Source organism: Corallincola holothuriorum (assembly GCF_003336225.1).
Classification (GTDB): domain Bacteria; phylum Pseudomonadota; class Gammaproteobacteria; order Enterobacterales; family Neiellaceae; genus Corallincola; species Corallincola holothuriorum.
Genome location: NZ_QPID01000009.1, coordinates 74,486 through 95,780, shown reverse-complemented (window position 1 = coordinate 95,780; position 21,295 = coordinate 74,486). Strand labels below are relative to the sequence as shown.

General features: G+C 46.9%; 17 protein-coding genes. 4 read left to right on the top strand and 13 right to left on the bottom strand.

The window, feature by feature from the left end; translation table 11 throughout:
* Positions 1 to 344: 344 nt before the first annotated feature.
* Together DU002_RS14595 and DU002_RS14590 are read left to right on the top strand one after the other, a co-directional pair.
* On the top strand, positions 345 to 815 hold the full coding sequence (locus DU002_RS14595; protein WP_114339137.1) for a hypothetical protein: 471 nt from the start codon (positions 345 to 347) through the stop codon (positions 813 to 815).
* Between the two features lie 112 nt (positions 816 to 927).
* Positions 928 to 1,332, top strand: coding sequence for a hypothetical protein (locus DU002_RS14590; RefSeq protein ID WP_114339136.1), 405 nt, complete (start codon positions 928 to 930; stop codon positions 1,330 to 1,332).
* A 109-nt stretch (positions 1,333 to 1,441) separates the two neighbouring features.
* On the opposite strand, the gene DU002_RS14585 is transcribed toward DU002_RS14590, so the two are convergent.
* Genes DU002_RS14585 through DU002_RS14565 form a run of 5 tightly spaced genes read right to left on the bottom strand, consistent with a single transcriptional unit; the run spans position 1,442 to position 8,556 of the window.
* Complete coding sequence (locus DU002_RS14585; protein WP_158538071.1) at positions 1,442 to 3,049, bottom strand: TnsD family Tn7-like transposition protein; 1,608 nt, start codon at positions 3,047 to 3,049, stop codon at positions 1,442 to 1,444.
* The gene (locus tag DU002_RS14580; protein WP_114339134.1) at positions 3,012 to 3,974 is read right to left on the bottom strand and encodes a TniQ family protein; all 963 of its coding nucleotides are present in this window, start codon (positions 3,972 to 3,974) and stop codon (positions 3,012 to 3,014) included. The genes DU002_RS14585 and DU002_RS14580 overlap by 38 nt, the downstream gene beginning before the upstream one ends.
* The gene (locus DU002_RS14575) at positions 3,971 to 5,446 is read right to left on the bottom strand and encodes an ATP-binding protein (RefSeq protein ID WP_114339133.1); all 1,476 of its coding nucleotides are present in this window, start codon (positions 5,444 to 5,446) and stop codon (positions 3,971 to 3,973) included. The genes DU002_RS14580 and DU002_RS14575 overlap by 4 nt, the downstream gene beginning before the upstream one ends.
* Positions 5,439 to 7,700, bottom strand: coding sequence for a transposase (locus tag DU002_RS14570; protein WP_114339132.1), 2,262 nt, complete (start codon positions 7,698 to 7,700; stop codon positions 5,439 to 5,441). The genes DU002_RS14575 and DU002_RS14570 overlap by 8 nt, the downstream gene beginning before the upstream one ends.
* The gene (locus DU002_RS14565; RefSeq protein ID WP_114339131.1) at positions 7,690 to 8,556 is read right to left on the bottom strand and encodes a TnsA endonuclease N-terminal domain-containing protein; all 867 of its coding nucleotides are present in this window, start codon (positions 8,554 to 8,556) and stop codon (positions 7,690 to 7,692) included. Before DU002_RS14565 ends, DU002_RS14570 begins: the two co-directional genes overlap by 11 nt.
* Before the next feature lie 383 nt (positions 8,557 to 8,939).
* Between DU002_RS14565 and DU002_RS14560 the strand changes: the two genes are divergently transcribed.
* Together DU002_RS14560 and DU002_RS14555 are read left to right on the top strand one after the other, a co-directional pair.
* On the top strand, positions 8,940 to 9,542 hold the full coding sequence (locus DU002_RS14560; protein WP_114339130.1) for a hypothetical protein: 603 nt from the start codon (positions 8,940 to 8,942) through the stop codon (positions 9,540 to 9,542).
* Positions 9,542 to 10,630, top strand: a complete 1,089-nt coding sequence (locus DU002_RS14555) for an XRE family transcriptional regulator (RefSeq protein ID WP_114339129.1) — start codon at positions 9,542 to 9,544, stop codon at positions 10,628 to 10,630. The genes DU002_RS14560 and DU002_RS14555 overlap by 1 nt, the downstream gene beginning before the upstream one ends.
* A 93-nt stretch (positions 10,631 to 10,723) precedes the next feature.
* Here DU002_RS14555 and DU002_RS14550 read toward each other — a convergent pair whose 3' ends face one another.
* The 8 genes from DU002_RS14550 to DU002_RS14520 all read right to left on the bottom strand — a co-directional run bounded on the left by DU002_RS14550 (position 10,724) and on the right by DU002_RS14520 (position 21,228).
* Positions 10,724 to 13,771 (bottom strand): DEAD/DEAH box helicase, encoded by a 3,048-nt coding sequence (locus DU002_RS14550; protein WP_114339128.1) that lies wholly within the window; start codon positions 13,769 to 13,771, stop codon positions 10,724 to 10,726.
* A gap of 73 nt (positions 13,772 to 13,844) precedes the next feature.
* Positions 13,845 to 14,615 (bottom strand): hypothetical protein, encoded by a 771-nt coding sequence (locus tag DU002_RS14545; RefSeq protein ID WP_114339127.1) that lies wholly within the window; start codon positions 14,613 to 14,615, stop codon positions 13,845 to 13,847.
* A complete protein-coding gene (locus tag DU002_RS19555) occupies positions 14,608 to 14,742 on the bottom strand; it encodes a hypothetical protein (RefSeq protein WP_267897009.1) in 135 nt (44 codons plus the stop codon). Before DU002_RS19555 ends, DU002_RS14545 begins: the two co-directional genes overlap by 8 nt.
* 388 nt (positions 14,743 to 15,130) lie before the next feature.
* Positions 15,131 to 18,016: an aminomethyl-transferring glycine dehydrogenase gene (gcvP, locus tag DU002_RS14540; protein WP_114339126.1), complete on the bottom strand. Its 2,886-nt coding sequence runs from the start codon at positions 18,014 to 18,016 to the stop codon at positions 15,131 to 15,133.
* Between the two features lie 88 nt (positions 18,017 to 18,104).
* A complete protein-coding gene (gene gcvH, locus DU002_RS14535) occupies positions 18,105 to 18,494 on the bottom strand; it encodes a glycine cleavage system protein GcvH (protein WP_114339125.1) in 390 nt (129 codons plus the stop codon).
* Positions 18,495 to 18,541: 47 nt separating this feature from the next.
* Positions 18,542 to 19,636, bottom strand: a complete 1,095-nt coding sequence (gcvT, locus tag DU002_RS14530) for a glycine cleavage system aminomethyltransferase GcvT (RefSeq protein WP_114339124.1) — start codon at positions 19,634 to 19,636, stop codon at positions 18,542 to 18,544.
* Positions 19,637 to 19,871: 235 nt separating this feature from the next.
* Positions 19,872 to 20,417 (bottom strand): acyloxyacyl hydrolase, encoded by a 546-nt coding sequence (locus DU002_RS14525; protein WP_158538070.1) that lies wholly within the window; start codon positions 20,415 to 20,417, stop codon positions 19,872 to 19,874.
* Between the two features lie 265 nt (positions 20,418 to 20,682).
* A complete protein-coding gene (locus DU002_RS14520; protein WP_158538069.1) occupies positions 20,683 to 21,228 on the bottom strand; it encodes an acyloxyacyl hydrolase in 546 nt (181 codons plus the stop codon).
* Positions 21,229 to 21,295 lie beyond the last annotated feature (67 nt).

The following is a 21,295-nucleotide window of genomic DNA, read 5'->3' as shown; positions in this document are numbered from 1 at the left end:
GAACATGTAGTTTTACCAAGATTTTAATGGTCAGAAGTCATGTCAATGAACAGCATTAGCAGAGTCTTGGGATATAAAACAGCTTTGCCCCAAAGTCAGTAAGCCCTCACTATTCAAAAGATGGGGGACATACAGTGGTACTTAGATCTCGAGAGATTTTAACTGCTAACAGACCCATTGTTGCGTATTTTCACTTGATTGCCTTAATAATTATCTTTAGTGTCAATTACTTGGGCTTGATGGTTATCTAAATAATCATAGTGTTAGACGTGCGCATACTTGTTGGTATGATGTGAACGAAGCGTATGCGCACTATACAATTTATATGTTGCTCAGGAGGTTTAGTGCGCAAAGAAGACATTGATCATCAATTGAGAGAGTTAGCATTCGATTTCTTTTACTGGTTCTCACGTTTCGAATTTGCATTGAAAGAGAACAAATTTCTTAAATGTAATGAGCAAGGTAAGAATGCAGAGCCAGGGTGGGATAGCTTAGTCGAGTTTTTAGCCGAGGGATTTGAGCACACGGCTGAAACCAGTGAATTGCTCCAGCTGAATCCCAAAAGGCAAAAAGTGGGGGCGCACTCTGAGCTTGAATGGAAAGATGTGGGGTTCGATGATTGTAAGTCGGAACTATGTAGAGTTGTTCGCTTGCTGAAAACCGTCAGGAACAATCTGTTCCACGGTGGCAAGCATGGAGCTGAAGGATGGGATAATCCTGAGCGAACAGAAAGGTTACTTCGCGTAGGCAAGTCAATTCTCGATCAGCTGGCTCAGTTAGCTGATATAGAATCGGACTATACGCAGTTCTACTAGAACAAAACAACGCCTTATGGGCGCTTCGCGCCAAAGGATGGCAACTACAACGCGGCAACGCCGCTATCATCAACCCATTCAGCGGCGTAGGACCATTTGGTATTAATAAGCTATGAACGAAGCAATCGAAGAAATCTATAATGAGTTCGCATGGTTTCAGAATTTGACGCTAGGCGTTTTGTCATACTCATTGGCACTTACTTGTTTGGGTACAAACCAGCCAGGTGTCAACGCAACGATTTCCCTATTATTCTTGATTGGGCTGTACGATGCGTCTGTGCGTTACTACTTAACCATCTATGCACCGCAGATTCTCAAGCGACGCTACCCAAGCCTGACATTCACGAAGATTCCACGTCCGCCGCGTTTACCTGAAATAAAAAACACGATGCTCTACTTCACCGGTTCATTATTTCTATGTGCGATCGTATTTATGGAAGTGTATTTGGTTCTCAAAGGCTCTAGAGTGCCGTGTGAGTTTGAGAACTGGGCATCCTGCTATTTGCATGGTTCCTAACAAGGAACGACCGCAGGGACTTGCAGCGCCTGTCCCCAATACGGTTTTCCCCATCACGCACTAACTCGTTTCTGTCCATTAGTGTTTCCCCCCAGTTGCCGTACTTAAATCATTCAAAAATAATTCCCTCTTCAGTTCGTTTTGAGTTGGCAAAAGATATGGAAAGAGGAAACCGTTCGCGTTGACCCACTAGCCAGCCATGCCCTCCCAGTGCACGATCAATGTCAGACATCGACTTGAACTGTCCTTGTAGCCCTTGAAGTTGAGCCAACACGACCATGTCGCGCAACTCCCAGTTAATTCCGGACCTCGTTTTATGCGACTTAGGAGGCAGGTGCTTGTAAAGCCAGTCCTTGTCGTTTTTGTAGAGCCACATGTAAGCGCTGCAAGCCTGTTTTATGTTATTTCTAGAGGCATCTGGATTGGTTGCCATGTAGTCCAAAAGAGTCTTTTGGTTCACGCATCGTCGCCCCTGCATCACCAGGTAGTGACGCCACGCTGAGAGCCTTTCGTGGGACTGAATGATTTGCTCTACAGCCCCAACTGAAATCCCATAAAAATCTGCAATGTCTTGCCGGTGCATGCCCATGAATGCTTTGCGCCATACACCACGTTCAACCTCCTGGGTAATGTGCTGCCGTCGACGTTCAACGACTCTGTTTTGGCGTAACAGCAGTGTTTTTAAGTAGCCAATACTGCACTGAAGCTTTGCAGCGATTTGACGCATAGAGAGACCAGCGTCGAAGAGTTCCAATACTTGTGTCATATTGGCTAACACGTTGTATGCAGGGCAAGTGGCAACTGGATTTGCTTCGCGAAGCGGCCCATTAAAGAAATGTTCAGGAGTTTTAGCTAAGTAAGCCATCACTAGTGCATGGCGAATGTAATGCGTGGGTCTGCTGTGGTGAATGAGTCGTGGAACATAGTCGAAATCAGACAGCTCTGCTGGCAGCGCATTGACGGGCCAATGAAACAACTCAGACCAACATGCTATCAACTCAGGCTTTAAGTATCGCCAGCGAATGCGTCCTGCTTTGGTAAGCATCCCTCTCGTTTCCAACCATTGTTGGTAAAGGCCTGCCATTGGAATGACTGGGGTTTGCTGCCCCAGAAACAGATGCAGCTTGGCAAGGAATGTACTGAGCCTAACCTCAGCATCAGAGCCCAATACTATTTCGCCCTCGTCCCACAACGGCAGCAAGTATTGATGATTTACACCACCATCACCTGCTGGGGCGTGCTGTAACCGGCAATGATGAATTGGACAGGCGGTCACACCTTGGACCTGGTGGACGGTATGCCAATAAGCCACACCATAAGACTCTGCATCTTGCCTCATGCATTCGGGACAGCTTTTGAGGTAATGACCAAAGCTGAGTTTGTTAGCAGCTAAACGGCTTGCAACAATCACTTCGGACGCATCATATGTTGTTTCACTGCGCATCAGCTCTAGACGTTTCTGTTGCTCACCCACTCCAAAGGCGACCAAAGGATGGGCTGAGCCTTGAAGGCGTAGTTGATTAATATCGATGTGGGCCCATGCTGCCAGCGCATCCAGATGCCCCGGCAACATGGCATGAAGCCGCACTTCGACACGCCCAAATAGTGCCAGGTTCGTTTGCTTCCAAGAACCATACGGTGACGCTAAATGAGCGCGTGCAGCAAGACTGTAGCCGGACTCACCCGGTAACAGCTTTTGAAGGGGGTCGTGCTCCATCACCCACATCCCTAGTGGTTTGCTGAATGTAATACTCCACCATCAGGTGCAGCAACGGATGCACAGGCGCTGCGACTGATTCTATGAGATTCAATCGAGAGTTGCGCATCAACGGGCTGATCGCTCGGCTTTTATACTTGGTACGTTGCAGAAACAAGGCTTGGATATCCTGCTCAGAGAACATCTCGATAAAGTCCCATTGCCAAGCCAATATTTGCTCTCGCTCAGCTAATGTACGCTCAGTTTTCGCTGGCAAACCTGCAATCGCTCTGAGCTCCAGAATTGAATTAGCCAACCGTTCAGGTTGATAAGGGGTCCTGGCAAGTTCGAGGCTCGCTTGCTCGATGTGACGCAACGCATCTGACCAAGGCGGAGCTTCAGCCCCGATCCAGCTGCCACACTTTGGGCATACATTGTCATATGGCGGTATGTTCTGATGCTGGAGCAGCTTGATGTGCCAACCACACTCAGGGCAACTCGATGTCAACGCCATCTGATGCTTCTGGCAGTGAAAAACTCCCGGCAACTGGTGGTCTCTATGGAAGTACGGCACACCATACTCAGATTCATCCTCTGCCACACATTCCGGGCACCAACGCCAACGCTGAACATGCGTCGACAGCCGTCCCTTCATGTTCGGATTTTCATGCGCCGTTTGCCACTGAGCTTGTTCATCGGGGCGAAGAAACGCTTGCTGGTATAAATCCAAACCATGTTCACTTTTCTCGCCAACAAATCCATGCTGAATGAGTAGCTCCCAGGTTCGATGTGCATTGGTACTAAACAGTTGATGCGGGTGCTTACCAGTAAGTGAAACGCCAAGCTTCGCGATACCATCATCCAGAGCGCCAGTGCGGCTCAAGTAATACCAACGACCAGGTGCAGCTAAAACATCCTCACCAGGCAATGACGAGAGGTAACTCATTGGTCACCTCCTAGCATCTCCATAAAATTGTCCGGACTAAGCTGCTCAGACTCCTTGGACGCATCCACTTCATGAGCAGAGCGAGGCGGCTTAGCTGGCATCACCTTAACCTGGCCTTCTTTAATCGTGTACTGCTGCTTGTAGGCTTCGGCGAGCGCTTCAGATTGGCGCTCAACATCTTTCATGTTTGATAGCGCTTCACCTTCAGGGTCACCATTTATTACCTCGAGCAATTCCATTGCTTTGAGATCTTCATACTTATGGTAATCCCCATGGAGCAATGCATTCACAGGGCCGCTCAATGGTGCAAATTGCTGTGAGTACACATAGTCCAGTGCCTCGAGTGTTAACTTCTGACGCTCAGGGTCGCAATAAGACAAGAAGCGTAAGGTGGCCTGCGTGACCGACGAGGCAATCGCCGGGATCCCAGCAGATAGTTCATGGAGTTTAAGGCACAACATGTCATCATTGTCGCGACCGCCAGGAAGATCGATGGCTGTGACCAAATTGTGACAAAGGTTTTTCCAGAATGGAGAATCCACCGGGCAGCTTGCCAGGTTTAAAGAGCCTGCACGGATGGTCCGCCGGGTCACCGTCATTTCCTGCGTAAAGAGCTTTAATGCGCTGAACGTCCCAACAAAAATGGTCGATACGCCCAGGACATTCACCAACTCTTCGACAAACTTCATACTGGTTTTTTCATTAGTACCGATTTTGAGATCACTCGAAGTACGAGAGAAATTTTGCGCTTCATCGATAATCAAGCAGCCAATATGATGAATGATGATGCACTTCCGGACGGCGTTAATCAGATCCTTCACGTTACTGTTGCGATGCTGATAGGCGTAACTCTCGCCGGTGGCTTCATCAATAGCCACCAGGATGTCTAATAAGAAAGCCTTCTGGCCCTTGCGGTCATGGTGCTCAACGTACAAGTACGTCACCTGCTTAAGGTTGCATGGCACCAGCTCGCCGTCAGCAGTTTCGTATTGGGTATGGACTAGCTCCTGCTCAATAAAGCTAAGGGCTCGTTTGACCATGCTCGATTTCCCACGGCCAGACAACCCTGAGATAAGATAGGTATAACTACTTTCCAATAGGTTGAGGCGGCGGATACTCTGTGACTTGAGCGGCTGATCTTTATCGCGCTCAACGGCTGCCAAGGTGCGCTGCCAGTCAGGCCGCAGGGGGTTGCGCCCAATATAAGCGCACTCAATTGCCAACCTGATGTTTTCGTAGACCTCGAAAAACTCATCCTGAGTCACGTGAAGACTAAACAGATTCAGAATACTCGACCGTGTGTAATAGCCATGTAGTTCAGCTGGTACACCGGATAAGTCGAGGCCCCCTTTAAATGGCACCTTACACTGTTGCTGGAGCTTATGTTTTGAAAGCGGAAAACCCAAACCTTCAACCAAAGGGTTGCCCCGATGCATCGGGTTGGGATGCTTGATGTAATGAGCATTAGCCATGACTCACCTCCAACGCGGTTGCGTTTGGATTACCCCAAGATTGAGGTTGTGAGTTCCCAAAGTTGACCGCACCAGGCGTAACGACTTCTCCCGAGAATGCCACTTGCAGATCAACCTGATAATCGTGTTTTTGCAGTTCGCCTGCCATGTGCTGGCGCTCTTTGGTGCCTTTGGCAGGAGATTTCGCACGAGACTGTTTCAATTTGCGGACTTTACGCTGGGCTGCTTTTTCCATACCTCTGAGATCCGCATTCAGTAATACCTTGTGAATGAAGCCTTGCTCACGCTCGAGCTCCAGCTCATTTTTGAGAAGCTTGAGGCGGTGCAATACACTGGCCCAGGCTAGGTTTTTGTAGGCTTCGCTGCGTTCGGTCAAGTCGAGCTTATAAAGCTTTTTGGTGTCTTCATCACGCCACCAAATCGAATTGGTGGAGGTGTCGGAGTATCGGATCGTAATTGGCTTGCGGCCAAAATTCTTCGCCTCATCTAGGTGACCCAAGCGCTCGTATGCTCTTGAGTTGTAGTAAAGGCCATTGAAATATACGCCGCGCCCCTGGACCGAAGCCTTGCCTTCGGGTAACAAGCCAAACATCAAGCGATCTTCTGAAATGGTTGCAGGCGTGATCACACTGTGCCTCAAGCTATACTTCCACGCTGCTCGAGGGGTAAATGCAACACCATCGCGCTCCATCTCAAACGTCCGAGCATTCACTCGAGACACATGATTATTTTCGAACAAAATGGTTTTGATGAGGGCCTTCACCAACTCTTCGTAAGTGAACAAGGCGCGGCGACTGGCATGCCGATCTTCGCGGCGCGGAACTTTCTCCACCTTGCCCGCTTCGAATGTCAGTGTTTTGTCTTGTGTGGTATCAAATTTCTTTTCGACCGTCCCTTTGGCACAGCCCATGTAAAAAGCATTCAGGTTAACAATTTGAATACCTACACGCCCCTTGAGAATGGACTCCATGTTGTCATCAGAGTTTTCAGTTCCTCGGTCTGCCGTCAATTCACGGCAGACATGATGACAAGGCCAGTCCTCTGGCTTTATATCAAGGCCAAACTTCCTACAAAATTCCACCTTGTCACTAAAGGCGTTGAGAAGTGCTTGGCTTGCGCCGCACCAATCGGGCCCATGGAAACACACATGCATGCCAACCACCATGCCTGTGACGACGTCAATCACGACGTACAAAATTGGACGCCCAACTGAGAGCAACTCGTTCGAAAATTCATAGCGAACATACACATCGAGTACTGTGCTATCAATTTCATAGCGGCTAGTCGCGCCTCGCAGCCCATGCTTTGCCACGCCTGGCTTTGCCGCATGGTCGCGCATGTAATTCTTCTCGCCGACCTTTTTGCGGAGAAACGCAATATCGGGGATAAGCTTCTTCACCTGCCGCTTGAATGCTTTTGGAGAAATTAAGTGTCGACGCTCCAACGCCATGTGGAAATCTTGAATGATGTCGTCATCTGTCGCGCCATTTGGACGTATCTTCACCGAGCAGTGTTTCTCGATGTAGCTATCGTATAATTTCTCAAGAACCACTTCTTGCTTGTTAGCCAAGTTCCGCTTAAGAAACGACTTGATCTGCTCAACTTCGCTCTTGGTTACAAAGTTATACTCATTGCCATTTTGGGTGGCAGGGCCGGGCTTGCTACTCAGATCGTAAGAGCCATCCTCAAGTTGCTTTCTGGTGTCTTGAAGTTGGAAATTGGTGCCGCAAAAGTAATAGGTTGGTAACAGCGAATTGCGCATACCACCGTAGTAGAAATAACGGTTTAAGTTAGTCGTAATGTACTTCCGGCTCCGCCCAGACAACGCCTCTAAATGCGCCAGTATTCCAGCCGGATCTCCGTACAGATAACGGTGGAGCATCTCAGGATCGTCGAGCAGAGGCTTGAGCGCATCCCAGGCTTCATCTCTCATCTCAAGTGGATTTCTGAGTGATTTGCTTTTGCCTTTCGCATTGGACTTCACATGAGACAATTGCTTCGCAAGAAACCGCTCAACGAGCGCTTTATCCGGCTGATATAGCGACTCTGGAAAATCATGCAGTTCCAATTGCCACTGCTTTAATTTCAGCTTTTGTTCGACATACTCGATGTTTAGCACCGTTGGACGACGAGGTGCATCTATCGATACATCAGTGACTGCAACCTTCCCTTCTTGCTCGTTGATATCGACGATCAGAAGCTCGACGAACTTCTCCTTGGTGCCAACAGAGCCGATACGTTGATTAACCTGCATAGACTTCGACCTCCACAACTTGAGGCAAAGGACGGTTCAAATCAATTTCTGTAGTCCAATCGAACTCAATGAGGCGCTGGTAAGCAAAGAGCTGAAACAGACTCTGCACTTGATGCAGTGGCAGTTGAATATCACCAGAAACCTTCTCTAAAACTTGGCGAACTGTTTCATCACTCATCTGCTCAAATGCCACTTTAAGCTGAGACAGCACAACGACCTTTAGGTCATGGCTGACATCAGTTTCAGATTCATAGAAGAGATGTTCACGCAGGTATTTAAGGTTCTGTGTCACGCGAGGATCGAACGACTTCTCGGTCAATTGTGTCCAGGTGATCCCGCTGTGTAGGCAAAAAGTGCGCTCAATCTTTGCCTTAGCTTCAGTTCTCGCGACTGATTGGGGGCTGGTCAACTGAGGGTCCAGTGACTCTGAATATTTGAAGTTATAGGCATGCAATGATTTGTCTCGATGCTTCAACAAATAGTCGAGTGACATCGTTTTTGCTGGGCGGTGGCCATCGAAATCAGGTGCTTCCTGGTAGGACTGGGGGTGAACTATGTTCAACTCCTCAGCGATTTTTAGGGTCTGCTCTATGGGCAGTGGGTACTGCTCGTAGATTTCAACGACGTTCGGGTCGGCTTCGAAATGAAAAAATGGATTGAATTCACCACGGCTAAGGTAGTGGTGCGCACGATCAAGCTTTGGGTTGAATGCTATTTGGCCTTGTCCAATGGTGCTTGAGCTTCGAACCGTTGTCCAAGGACGATAGCCCTCTTTCTTTACACGTTTCAGGTAACGCTGGATTTTGTTGCGTTCCTTCTTCGTGACGATGGGTTGAATAACATGTTTTGTCTTCATTCGTGATCTCCTATTTATAGATTGAAGATCGCGAAAATAGACTAATGACGAAACAACATCAAACAGCTATCTTATTGTTATTATTACATTTTTATTCGCAAATGTTAATATCTCAAGTTGACTACTTTTTGCACTAACTAACAAAATCAGAGGCTTGGAAGTGAATTATTAGTGCCTACTTATAACCGACACAATATCTCTTATAACCCCGAGGAATATACCATTCTAAATTGATAGAACTTACACGCAAGATTTCACGCTCACACCAAACTAGCGCGACAGTACTTCTAGCAGTCGCAAGTTGACAAATTAAACCAAAAGCATAAAATGGGTTTACATTTCACAACTTTTGCATAATTTAACCCATCACCTGGACACAGCTTATGACCGAAAAACCCGAGTTTTACGCGCCAGACTTAACCGAGGAAAGGCTTCAAATTCTCAGTGAGAGACTACTGGAAGTTCTTGATGAAGCCCAAGTCTATGCTGAGAGCCCTAATGCGACAGCATGGTTCAAAGGCACAGCCAACTACGGCTTGCCTCAAGGTATGCTTATGCGCATGCATGAAAACAAAGACTACCCTTGGCTAACGCTGGCAAACAAAACAATGGACTACGCCGCGCGAATAGGTGGGACGCTGGTTCAATTTATTGTTGATGACCCACATGCTTCACGTAAACACCATCGCCTTAAAAGGAATGCGGTAGAGAGATATCAGTTCTCTTTAGATCTTGAAGTTCCAAGTGGTGACGAGCCGCTAATTTGGCGCTTCTATCTCAATCCATTTTCTGACGGGATGGAGTACTCTCCAACGATTTCGCTCTTGGGTTACGATAGCAATGAAAACATCGTCTGCCATTGGGAGCATGAAGTTGTTATTTCAGGGCCTAGATCTGTTGATGTTCCAGTAGCAGTAGAGATCGAAGAACCCGTTCTGACCCGAAAACAAGACAAACAGCCTAAGCAAGCAAATGAGAAAGAATAATGAACTTTGTGGCCGTTAATCATTTTAACGGTGAGCAACTGAAACTTGCACGTATGGCTTCAGGCTTGTCGCTTGCTGATGTAGGCACAGCTCTTGATGTCACGCGTCAATATGCATCTAGACTAGAGAACAATGCCACGCCTTCGGAAGATCAAATTGAGCTTCTCTGCAAGCTGCTATTGGTAAGCAGAGACTTTTTCTTCAGGCCAAGATTGAAGACGATAGAAGTAGAGCAGTGCCATTTCAGAAGCCTCAGATCTTCAACGCAAACGCTAAAGAAGACCATCATGGCCCAGGTCGAAATGCTCGACAGTTACTTTGTAACTGCTCTTGAGGATGAAGTGGGCTTTCCGGAAGTGAACATATTTGCTGCCGAGGATGGTGAATTCGATTCTGTACAAAGCATCGAGGTGCTAGCCGAACGCGCAAGGCGAGGCTGGGGGTTAGGACTGGGACCCATTTCGAATATGGTAAAACTCCTTGAGAAATTGGGGTGCATAGTCGTTAACTTAGTTGATGCGGATGAAAGAGTTGACGCCTTCTCTATCTATACAGGAAGACCTCTAATAGTAAGAAACACAACCAAACTAAGCCCTGGTCGGCTTCGTTTTGATTTTGCCCATGAGCTCGGCCACTTGATAATGCATCAAGGAATGGAAACAGGCTGTAGAGCAACTGAGCAGCAAGCCAATAACTTCGCAAGCGCATTCTTGATGCCTCGAAGCTCTTTTATTGCAGAGTTTCCTAGAGTCAGGGGAACCTATTTTAACTGGGAAGCAATGATAGACATGAAAGTACGCTGGGGAGTGAGCCTTAAAGCGATACTTTATAGAGCCAAGGCACTGGGTCTAATCACCACTGAAAAAGCTAAATCTGGCTATATGTACCTAGCCAGAAACGGGTTCACTAAGGTTGAGCGAGGTGATGACCTCATGGCAGTCGAGAACCCAACCATGTTACAAAGAGCAATGGACTTACTCGATAACCGTACACTAGAGAACTTGCTCGACAATAGTGGTCTGAATAAAGATATCTTGAGCTCAAGATATGATCTAAAGCTATCAAAGCCGCTCTTGCGCAGTGTCTAGTGCAACCAAAAGCGACTGTTAGAGGCCCCCTTCCAGCAGCAAGAGAAAGTGTTAATACCAAGAGGCTCCTAAGATTGAGCCTCATGGACTTAGCTACTCGGAAACAAAAACCTTTAGGTCAATGTCGTTAGCATTAGTAGTGGATATCCAACTGCTGAGCAGTTGGTATGCTTGAAGTGATTCACTATTCGCATTCTCCCCCATATTTAACTGCCCTTTAAAGTGACGCAATGAGAAGCTATTTGCCGCTACAACCCAAATTTCTTTTTTAACCAGGTTTGACTGCCTACGTTTCGCGATGATCCCCCAAACATGTTCTAGTTTTGCTTCTCTTGCTTGTTGATTATCAGCTTCAAACCTTTGTCCATCACACATTCGTATTCGTTCATACATTTCTTGCTCTGCTCCTACGTTTGGCCATGGAGCACTTAGCCTTCCCCAGTTTCCGGGCCTTAGTAATTCATGATTGCTGATTAGCATTTCAATATTCTTGATTGCTTGAGAGCCTACTTCAGCGAGAGCGCCAGCAGATGATCTTGGGGCCGTTGTCGAGCCACATTTAATATGGACATAGACTAGCTTGTTTTGTGACGAAAGGATAAAGTCCGCAGGTTCAGTCCCCATATCTGTATTGAGTACAATATCTGCATTGGGTATGTAAGAATCGAACGGTCCCAATTGTGTGCGTGTTGGATCAGCTAAACTATTTGCTTTTAATTTGTCTAGCAAGTAAAACACAGAATCAGAGCTAAACTCTTGATTTACAACTTGATAAACCCCGTTATCAATACCCTTCTCATTGAGCCCTTGCTTTGAAAGCTCAGGCAATCCAACAACCACATTAGCCATATTTGAATTAGAAAGGTCGAAACCATTAGCGACAGGCAATGTTGCTTGATAGAAGTTACCTTGTGAATACCCAACGCCTCCTTCGAGCAATACCTTGTGCAAATTATCAGTCATCAAATCGATGAAATTTGACTGCTCTCCCTCCGCTGAAACATAGCATAATTGATGTTCTGACCTCAGAACTAAGTATGGCTCTTCATCACTCAATTCTATTAAAACATGACTATCTACAATGTCAGGGAATAACAAAAAACCATTACCGTACTTCTTAAAAATGAAGTCATTATCTAGTTGATATACATTATCACCAATTGTGACATCAATAGGTGATGCGAAATCGCTGAAATCAAATATCACGCTTTCTATATTGAGCTCGATATTGACGGGAACAGGTTTTGCAAATGAATCAATGATGGAGCTATTAATTGAAGAGCTTCCAGAAATCACCTCATCCATCGCCTCAAGCCAATCAACCAGTTCATTCAGGCTAAATGACGACTCTTTCTGATCTGAAATGCGTCCAGAATCAACACCAATATAATAACTTCCTGACTTGTTATTGAGCTCGTTATATATGTCTAGCTTTGCGGTAGAGAGCCGATATGAAGAATTTGTTTGTTGATTTGAAATTTGATCTAAATCTCTCCCTTTGAAAGCCATGCTCTCTGGTCTCTTCCTAGTTGTGCTAATAGCTTTACTGCTCGCTTCTTTTGTTGTTGCTTTTTCACCCAATGACCAGACCTTAATCAACTTCTCCTGCGGAATTACCGAACCCAGCTTTAACTCTTTATCGTTGTTAAAACGCCTTCCTCGGCTATCGAAAACAGCTACAACGCCATCAGAAAGCAACTTAAAAAGAGTTACTTCAAAGGATGGTTCAAAGAACAATTGATCTTTTAGAAACTTTGAACGATTAAATGCAATTGAAACCACAATATGCATCCCACTTGGTGTTGGAAATCTTTTAGCTAACTCACCAGCTTTATTACAACGCCAGTAAATTATATCGGATAGTAATTCGATACTAAAATCTTCTTTAGAGCGCAAGAAACAAACAGATGCTCTCGGAATAACCAGAGAATGTTCTGGTTCGAAGTTGTTCAAGTTGAATTTACTAAGAAAACTATTGCCAAAGTAGCTCGCATTAGGAAATGCCTCCATGTAAGTCTCTATCAACTTACCTGCATCTAACGAATGTAAGAATTTTTGGACCTCTTTCGGGTTGCTTAGTGAAGAATCAAAACGCCGATAGTTCCTCCACATTTTCTCATTAGAGTTATGTCCGATTTCTATAACCTTTGGTTCGACATCACCAAAAACTCTAACGACGCGACCGATTGTTTGTACCAGCTCTCTCCCGCTGCGAACTGGGTAGGTAAGCACCATTAGCTTAGCTTGAGGGATATCGACGCCTTCATCCAGTTTACGTTGATGAATAAGAACCTCATAATTTGAATCACATAGCTTATTGGGAACAGTACTTCGAACGTTCTCGCGTTCATCTCCCGAATATTGCTCGTGAATAGCAAGAATATTAAAGTCTTGGTTTAACAGATAATAATATGCCTCTACATCACTAAATTTATCACATTTAACAATACACTTAGTGTCAGGATAATCATTCAAGAATCTTCGAATGCATCCATTTATATCTTGACTCTGTATTGACTCAAATATAGGCTCCTTCAATACCTCGTCTTCAAGCGCTTTGTCAAACGAGTAAATAAAGCTGTCTTTCGAGGATATATCGAATTGGAAAAGGTCATTTCGGTAGGGTGTTGCGGTAATGACTATTTTATGGGATTCGATTTCCCTTACTAACCCACTCCAAACAGGTGAAGGCTCAGCGTGCCCCTCATCAATAATCACCAGGTCGATTTCATTTTTAATTTCAGTAAACTTTTCAGGGCCAATGCTCTGTAGCTTCTGAAATGTCGAAACGTAGATACCCTTTGAAGATATGTTTTCTATATCATCGAAAACCGGTTTAAAACGCATTGTCAAGTTGTCAACCCGATCGCGAAAAAATTTCCCACTAACTTCTGAGAAAAGTTGGTCCCTAATAGCTTTTCGGTGGCATAGAATTAGCACTTTTTCTTGTTGCGCTTTTTGACTGACAACACTGATAACGCCTGACTTTCCAGCTCCTGTGGGCAAGCTAATCAGGCAAGCGTTTTTCTCTTCGTTTAACTCTCTCCTGACATAACGAAATGCAGTCGCGATACCATCTTTTTGGCAGCCTCTCAGGCTTTCCCAAAGCGCATCATCGATAGATAAACCGTTTTTTTTCATCAAACAGTCCTTGTCATATTGGTGCTTTCAACTTCAACTCGGTTAGATAGTTTTCAATATACAGCTATTGGTCTTAATCTGGGATATCAATAATCACATCGTTGACATCCCCCCCCTTGCCTACCAAGCCAGCGCTACCAACCAAAAAATATCTATGGAGCTTGTACCCTTCAGAATGTTGGCTTGCTCGTGCGAGATACCCTTTACTTTTGATATCCTCAATCAATCCTATTCCTTGAAGAAATCCCAAGGAATCATCTATTTGATAGAGGTCAATACCTGTTGCTTTACTTATCGCATTCCTAGAGACATCAATGTGCTTAAACCTATTAGTTCTGACTGTCAACAGATAGATAAACAGCTTTAGAGCATTCCGTTCATGCTCGTATCTATTTTTAATTGCATGAAATGCAGCCACCTTATTATCTAGTTTAATGAGTTCTCGTTTGGGAAGTTTTGCCCAGCCGCTATCTAAACTACCTTGAACAACGTATCGTATTTTGCGTGTAGTTCCTTCTTTGACAACAAGCCTGATTTCAATGAGCTTTCTAAGGCCATCCCGGACTAACTTTCTGCTCAAGGAGCAGCCTTCGCAAATGTCATCATATGTAAGTTGAGCTTCAGCTTGAGTCACCTCTTCAAATCGCATTAACCTTTCAGGTAGGTAAAACACTGGTGAAGTAACCCTCCTTCTTTTGATAGGATTTGCGAAAAGGCACATGTATAAAAAAATCTTGAGAGCTGCGATATCCTTGCTCACTGATGCCTTAGATGAAAAAGAGCTAGCCAGCTTTTCGTCAGTCACCCAACTTGAAGGCATTTTCACCCACAGTAGGTCAGCCATTAACCCCCTCCCATAGAGCTAACAGCGGCTGGCCAAAGAGGACAAGCAGCAGAATCAATATTATTAATTCTCGATAAATTCCAGCCAACCTCTCCAGCAAGCCAACCAGTTTTTCTAAAGTTTCCATTGGAACCTCTCTTAAATCGTCTAAACATGGTCCTTTCTAAATCACGTGGAGAGAAGCGTCTACAGTCTAGCGCCTAATCTTTCTAGAGAAGAGCTTTAGTCATATTGCGTTAAAACCTCTATAAATTATAACGTTAAATCATAGAGATAAAATACAGTTAGTTCACGGGGATACTCTATTAGTTCATATAAATACGGGTTGAACATAGCAAAAACCCATTTGGGGACGATTCGATCGGCATAGGGCCAGAACAAAAAAAGCGAGCACCACTTTCATGGGACTCGCTCTGAGAGGTATCAACCTAAGGTTGGTTTCCTACTTCAATTGCAGTTTCCAACTACAATTCCGCAGTTTCCAACTGCAATTGACGTGATCAAAAAACTAACCCCTACTCATACTCGCTCATTGGTACACACGCGCAGAATAGGTTGCGGTCACCAAACACATCATCGATGCGGTTTACCGATGGCCAGAACTTGTTGGCTTTAACGGCTGCTACCGGATAGACGGCGGTTTTGCGGTCGTAGCTGCGCTGCCAGTCGGTTTCGATAATGTCGTATTGGGTGTGCGGGGCATTCACCAGCGGGTTGTCGGCCAGTTGCCACTCGCCCTGCTCTACTTTGCTGATCTCTTCACGAATAGACAGCATCGCTTCGATAAAGCGATCCAGTTCCACTTTCGCTTCCGACTCGGTGGGCTCTACCATCAAGGTGCCTGCTACCGGGAAGCTCATGGTGGGTGCATGGAAGCCGTAGTCGATTAAGCGCTTGGCTACGTCCATCTCGCTAATGCCGGTGGCCTCTTTGAGTGGGCGCAGATCCAGAATACATTCGTGAGCCACACGATCGTTCTGGCCAGTATACAAGATCGGGAAGTGCCCTTTCAGCTTGGCCACCAGATAGTTGGCATTGAGGATCGCCACTTCGGTGGCTTTTTTCAGGCCGATACCGCCCATCAGCGCGATATATACCCATGAGATAGGCAAGATGCTGGCGCTGCCAAACGGTGCCGCTGAGACGGCGCTGTTGCTATTGCCCAGATCAAATTGCGTATGCCCTGCCACAAACGGCGCTAGGTGCTTTTTCACACCGATAGGGCCCATGCCCGGCCCACCGCCACCGTGGGGAATACAGAAGGTTTTGTGCAGATTAAGGTGCGATACATCGGCACCGATAAAGCCCGGTGAGGTCACGCCTACCTGTGCGTTCATGTTGGCGCCATCCAGATACACCTGACCGCCATGTTCGTGGACGATATCGCAGATCTCTTGAATAGTGTCTTCATAGACGCCGTGGGTAGACGGATAAGTGATCATGATGCATGACAGATTCTCGGCCACTTCGGCGGCCTTCGCGCGCAAGTCATCCATATCGACATTGCCCTGCTTGTCGCAGGCAACCACCACCACTTTCATGCTCACCATCTGTGCCGATGCCGGGTTGGTACCGTGGGCTGAGGCAGGGATAAGACAGACGTTACGGTGACCTTCGCCACGGCTCTCATGGTATTTGTGGATAGCCAGTAAGCCTGCGTATTCACCCTGCGCACCGGAGTTAGGCTGCATGCAGATAGCATCGTAACCAGTGATATTGACCAACCAATCAGACAGCTCATCGATCATTTCACGATAACCCACTGCCTGTTCTGGCGGGCAGAATGGGTGCAGTTCACCAAATTCAGGCCAGGTCACTGGGATCATCTCGGCGGTGGCGTTGAGTTTCATGGTGCATGAGCCCAGCGAGATCATCGAATGGTTGAGCGACAGATCTTTGTTTTCCAGCCGCTTGATATAGCGCAGCATCTCGGTTTCGCTGTGATAGCTGTTAAAGACAGGGTGTTGCAGCACTTTGCTGTCGCGGAGCAGTTCCGTCGGAATAGAGTGACTGCCTGCGCTGGTCAGTTCGGCGTCGAGTTCCACCACAGAAAGGCCATGGTTATCACCCAATAAGATAGCGAACAGTTGCTCGATATCTTCACGGATCACAGTTTCGTTCAGGCTGATACCGACCTTACCATCCAGATCTAAGCGGAAGTTAACCCCCGCTTGTTGCGCACGTTCAACTATATCGGCTTTGGCTGCGCCTAGATCTAAGGTCAGGGTATCAAACCAGTGGCCATTGACCGGAGTCATCCCTTTCTTGCTTAAACCTAACGCCAGAATATCGGTATAACGATGGATACGTTCAGCGATGGTTTTCAGCCCTTCAGGGCCATGGTAAACCGCATAAAACGCCGCCATGTTGGCGAGTAACACCTGGGCAGTACAGATGTTGGAATTGGCTTTTTCGCGGCGGATATGTTGCTCACGGGTTTGCATCGCCATGCGCAGTGCGGTTTTACCGTTGGTGTCTTTCGACACACCGATAATACGCCCCGGCAATGCACGCTTATATTTATCACGGGTAGCAAAGAAGGCAGCGTGTGGGCCACCATAGCCCATAGGCACACCAAAACGCTGGGCGCAGCCTAATACCACGTCGGCACCCAGTTCACCCGGTGATTTCAGTAGCAATAGGCTCATGATATCGGCAGCAACACAGGCGACGCCTTTGCCCGCTTGTACAGAAGCAATCAGCGCGCTGATATCGCTGATATCACCCTGACTGGTGGGATACTGGAACAGTGCACCAAACACATCTTTCTCGGTCACGTTTGCTGCGGGGCCAACTTCCAGCTCAAAACCAAACGCTTCGGCGCGTGTTTGCAGCACGTCGATGGTTTGTGGGTGTACGGAATCAGCCACAAAGAACAGGTTAGATTTACTCTTACCTGCACGTTTGGCTACTGCCATCGCTTCGGCAGCCGCAGTGGCTTCATCCAGCAGTGAAGCACTGGCCAGCTCCATGCCTGACAGATCCATACTCAGCTGTTGGAAGTTCAGCAAGGATTCTAATCGCCCCTGGGCGATCTCTGGCTGATAGGGCGTATAGGCCGTGTACCAACCGGGGTTTTCCATTACGTTACGCAAGATAACGTTAGGCACTAACGTCGGGTGATAACCCATACCTATGTAGGATTTAGCGATGACGTTCTTGGCGGCCACGTTTTTCAGGTAAGCCAGCACTTCCTGTTCGGTTTTAGTCTCTCCGGTCGCCAGTGGTTGTGGCAAACGGATCGGACCGGGTACCGTCTGGGTCATCAAATCATCAAGCGAACCGGCATCTGTTTGTTCCAGCATCTGCGCTATCTCAGCATCGCTGGGGCCAATATGGCGACGAACAAACATATCTTTTTGTTCCAGTTCATGAAGGGGGCGATTTGAAAGTGACGTCATCTAGGGGCACCTGTCTGAATTACTGCGTCAGGGATAAAAATCAATAAGGCCCCGGCAACCACCGAGGCCTTATCTATTATTCGATTAATTAATCTTCGTCGAGAGTGTTTTGGTAGCTCTCGGCATCCATCAAGGCTTCCAACTCTTCTTCGTCGGAAGGTTTGATGGCAAAGATCCAGCCATCGCCGTAAGGGTCGGCATTGATCTTCTCTGGCGCACCTTCCAGCTCTTCGTTCACTGCAACGATCTCGCCGCTGATCGGCGCGTAGATATCGGAAGCAGCTTTCACTGATTCACACACGGCGATATCGTCGCCGGCATCTACTTCATCGCCCACTTCTGGCAGCTCAACAAATACCATGTCACCCAGCAGGCCCTGGGCGTGTTCGGTAATACCTACCACGTAAGTACCGTCATGCTCATTCCGTACCCACTCATGGGTGGCGGCATATTTGAGTTCGCTAGGCACATTGCTCATCAGTTCTTCCTTCTTAAATTCTCTGTTCTTATAACCAATTCAGACGCTTAAACCACAGGCTTACCGTTTCGGACGAAGACCGGGGGAACCAGCTTTACTGTAACCCACTTTTTGCGCATTTCCACCTCAACTGAAGCAACCGTGACCGATGGAATACGCGCCATGGCGATACCTTTAGCCAGTGTTGGTGAAAATGTACCTGAGGTGATCATCCCCTTATGCTCGGAACCGTCTTCGGCAATAACTTTGACAGCTTGTCCGCCACGCAGTACGCCTTTGCTTTCGAGTAGCAAACCGACCAGTTGTTCCGTGCCCTCGGCGGCTTGTTTTTCCAGCACATCACGGGCGATAAAATCACGGTCAGTTGGTTCTAGCGCGACAGTCCAAGCCATGTTCGCAGCCAGTGGTGAGGTTTGCTCATCCATATCTTGGCTGTACAAATTCATACCGGCTTCCAAACGCAAGGTATCACGGGCACCTAAGCCACAAGGCGCAACACCAGCATCCAGCAATTGTTGCCATAACGCCGCAGCTTGATCTTGTGGTACAACGATTTCGTAACCGGCTTCCCCTGTATACCCGGTGGTGGCGATAAATAGATCACCCGCTTGCACACCAAAGAACGGCTTCATGCCATCAACGGCAGCATTTTGCTCGGCGCTGAATACAGTAGCAGCTTTGGCTTTGGCTTCTGGTCCTTGTACCGCGATCATCGCCAGCTCAGGGCGCTCTTTTACTTCAACCGCAAAGGCTTCAGCTTGCTGACGGATCCACGCCAGATCTTTTTCACGGGTCGCGGAATTCACTACCAGACGGAACCAGCTTTCACCAAGGAAATAGACGATAAGGTCATCAATCACACCGCCTTCCGGGTTACACATCGCGGTGTACAGGGCTTTGCCTTCAACTTTGAGTTTGGCAACGTCGTTAGCTAGCAGATAACGCAGAAAATCGCGGGTGCGAGCGCCGGTCAAATCAACGATGGTCATGTGCGACACATCAAACATACCTGCGGCTCGGCGAACAGCGTGGTGCTCTTCGATCTGTGAACCGTAGTTGATCGGCATTTCCCAGCCATGAAAATCAACCATTTTGGCGTTAGCGGCCAAATGCTTATCGAATAACACAGTTTTCTGCGACATTGCCATGCTCCAACGGGGGGGATCTGTTGGTCGCGGATTATACCTGTCGATATTAGTCGGAGAAATAGCTAACTGATGAGCTTTAGCATTGATTTAAGTCAAAACTGTAAAGTGTTGACGACATTTGGTCGCCAAATGCCAAGATACGTCTTCCCCCAGCCAGCTGCACAGCAAAAATAGACATTATCAAAGCCTGAGTTATGTCAGCTAGCCAAGGCGGTAATTCACCTGAAACTCAAAAGCGATAAGCAATATCGATGGCTAATACGTCAATACCTGGGTTGTTCTTATTGGTATCAGCGTTGGATGTGTGTTGATACGTTAAACCTAAATGCCACTGTTCAGAAGGAACGAACACCACACCGAGAAGAAATGTACCCTGCAGCTCACCACCTGCATCATAGTTTTCAGTTTCATCATCAAAAAGATAGGTTGGAGCAATACCTAACTTGATATACACAGGGAAATCCCTTTGCCGGACCTTGAATGTAGGGCCGATCGCCACATACCAAAAGTCGTCTCCGTCAATATCATACCGTCCACCAGTGAAAGTGATTTCAGTGCTAATACGCCAGTGTTCATCGACTTGCCAAAACCAGGGGGTTGCCAATGACGCATATATGGCAGCCACTTCTTCATCATGGCTGCTACTAAAATCAGCGCTACCGTATTTTACGCCCACACCCACCAATGGAAATTGAGTACGGGGTTCAGCTATTAAAGGAGAGGAATAACAAGCACAGAGACACGCGAACCAGCTCAACCGATGAGCAACCGACATAAAGCAATTCCCTTGTGACAACCAACTAACCTCGTTTAAATAAAATAGCTGACACGTAAAAATGCAAAAAAAGTAATAAGTTAAATAACTAGCCGGTACTGAATAGGTATGCATCGTCAGGAACCGCGCTCCAAACAGCCCCGTCACCTAAAACTCAGAGCTGGCGTCCTGACGTGGAGATGAAAAAGGCCGTAGGTAAGTAAAACGTCACGGTGCTAACGCTTAGTTTTATCGTCAGGACAGTAGAAAGAAGTGAATGCTCTATTTAAAAACGATAAGAAACGTCTAATGAAAGGATATCCATGCCGGGATTTTCTTTATTGGTGCCGGCATTTGAGGTGTGTTGATAGGTCACGCCAATATCTAACCATTTAACAGGATTGGCAAGCACGGTGAGGTGCGTTGTCATATGCAAAGGACCGCCTGCGTCGAACTCTTCGCTTTCATCATCAAACAGATAAGTAGGTGCGGTACCCAACTTCACCACCACAGGAAAATCTGCATACTGAAAACGTAGATCTACACCAAACATCAAGTAACCAAAATAGTCTTCATCGACCTTATAGCGACCCAATGTCGACTGAACCTCTGTGTCCATGCGTATATTATCACTGACTTGCCAATCCCACGGCGTGCCGAGATTAGCGTAAACGGCCTGATTCTCGATGTCATGGCCATCACTAAAGTCATCAATACCGTATTTCGCACCTAAGCCCAGTAAGGGAAATTCTTCAGTGGTATCCGCTTGCGACATCGGCGCAAATAAAAGACCCATCAAAGCAATAAGCCCGAGTCGGCTACTAGTGACCATTGAGAACATCCAACCCGCTAACCAGTTAAGTTAATGTTAATAAAAACAGCCTACCTAGGATAATTCA

Coding starts and splice junctions, on each gene's coding strand:
- DU002_RS14575 (WP_114339133.1), bottom strand. CDS start 5,446: ATGGCTAATGCTCATTACATCAAGCATCCCAACCCGATGCATCGGGGC.
- DU002_RS19555 (WP_267897009.1), bottom strand. CDS start 14,742: ATGGAAACTTTAGAAAAACTGGTTGGCTTGCTGGAGAGGTTGGCTGGA.
- DU002_RS14570 (WP_114339132.1), bottom strand. CDS start 7,700: ATGCAGGTTAATCAACGTATCGGCTCTGTTGGCACCAAGGAGAAGTTC.
- DU002_RS14520 (WP_158538069.1), bottom strand. CDS start 21,228: ATGGTCACTAGTAGCCGACTCGGGCTTATTGCTTTGATGGGTCTTTTA.
- gcvH (WP_114339125.1), bottom strand. CDS start 18,494: ATGAGCAATGTGCCTAGCGAACTCAAATATGCCGCCACCCATGAGTGG.
- DU002_RS14590 (WP_114339136.1), top strand. CDS start 928: ATGAACGAAGCAATCGAAGAAATCTATAATGAGTTCGCATGGTTTCAG.
- gcvP (WP_114339126.1), bottom strand. CDS start 18,016: ATGACGTCACTTTCAAATCGCCCCCTTCATGAACTGGAACAAAAAGAT.
- DU002_RS14565 (WP_114339131.1), bottom strand. CDS start 8,556: ATGAAGACAAAACATGTTATTCAACCCATCGTCACGAAGAAGGAACGC.
- DU002_RS14525 (WP_158538070.1), bottom strand. CDS start 20,417: ATGTCGGTTGCTCATCGGTTGAGCTGGTTCGCGTGTCTCTGTGCTTGT.
- DU002_RS14555 (WP_114339129.1), top strand. CDS start 9,542: ATGAACTTTGTGGCCGTTAATCATTTTAACGGTGAGCAACTGAAACTT.
- DU002_RS14550 (WP_114339128.1), bottom strand. CDS start 13,771: ATGAAAAAAAACGGTTTATCTATCGATGATGCGCTTTGGGAAAGCCTG.
- DU002_RS14560 (WP_114339130.1), top strand. CDS start 8,940: ATGACCGAAAAACCCGAGTTTTACGCGCCAGACTTAACCGAGGAAAGG.
- gcvT (WP_114339124.1), bottom strand. CDS start 19,636: ATGTCGCAGAAAACTGTGTTATTCGATAAGCATTTGGCCGCTAACGCC.
- DU002_RS14580 (WP_114339134.1), bottom strand. CDS start 3,974: ATGAGTTACCTCTCGTCATTGCCTGGTGAGGATGTTTTAGCTGCACCT.
- DU002_RS14585 (WP_158538071.1), bottom strand. CDS start 3,049: ATGGAGCACGACCCCCTTCAAAAGCTGTTACCGGGTGAGTCCGGCTAC.
- DU002_RS14545 (WP_114339127.1), bottom strand. CDS start 14,615: ATGGCTGACCTACTGTGGGTGAAAATGCCTTCAAGTTGGGTGACTGAC.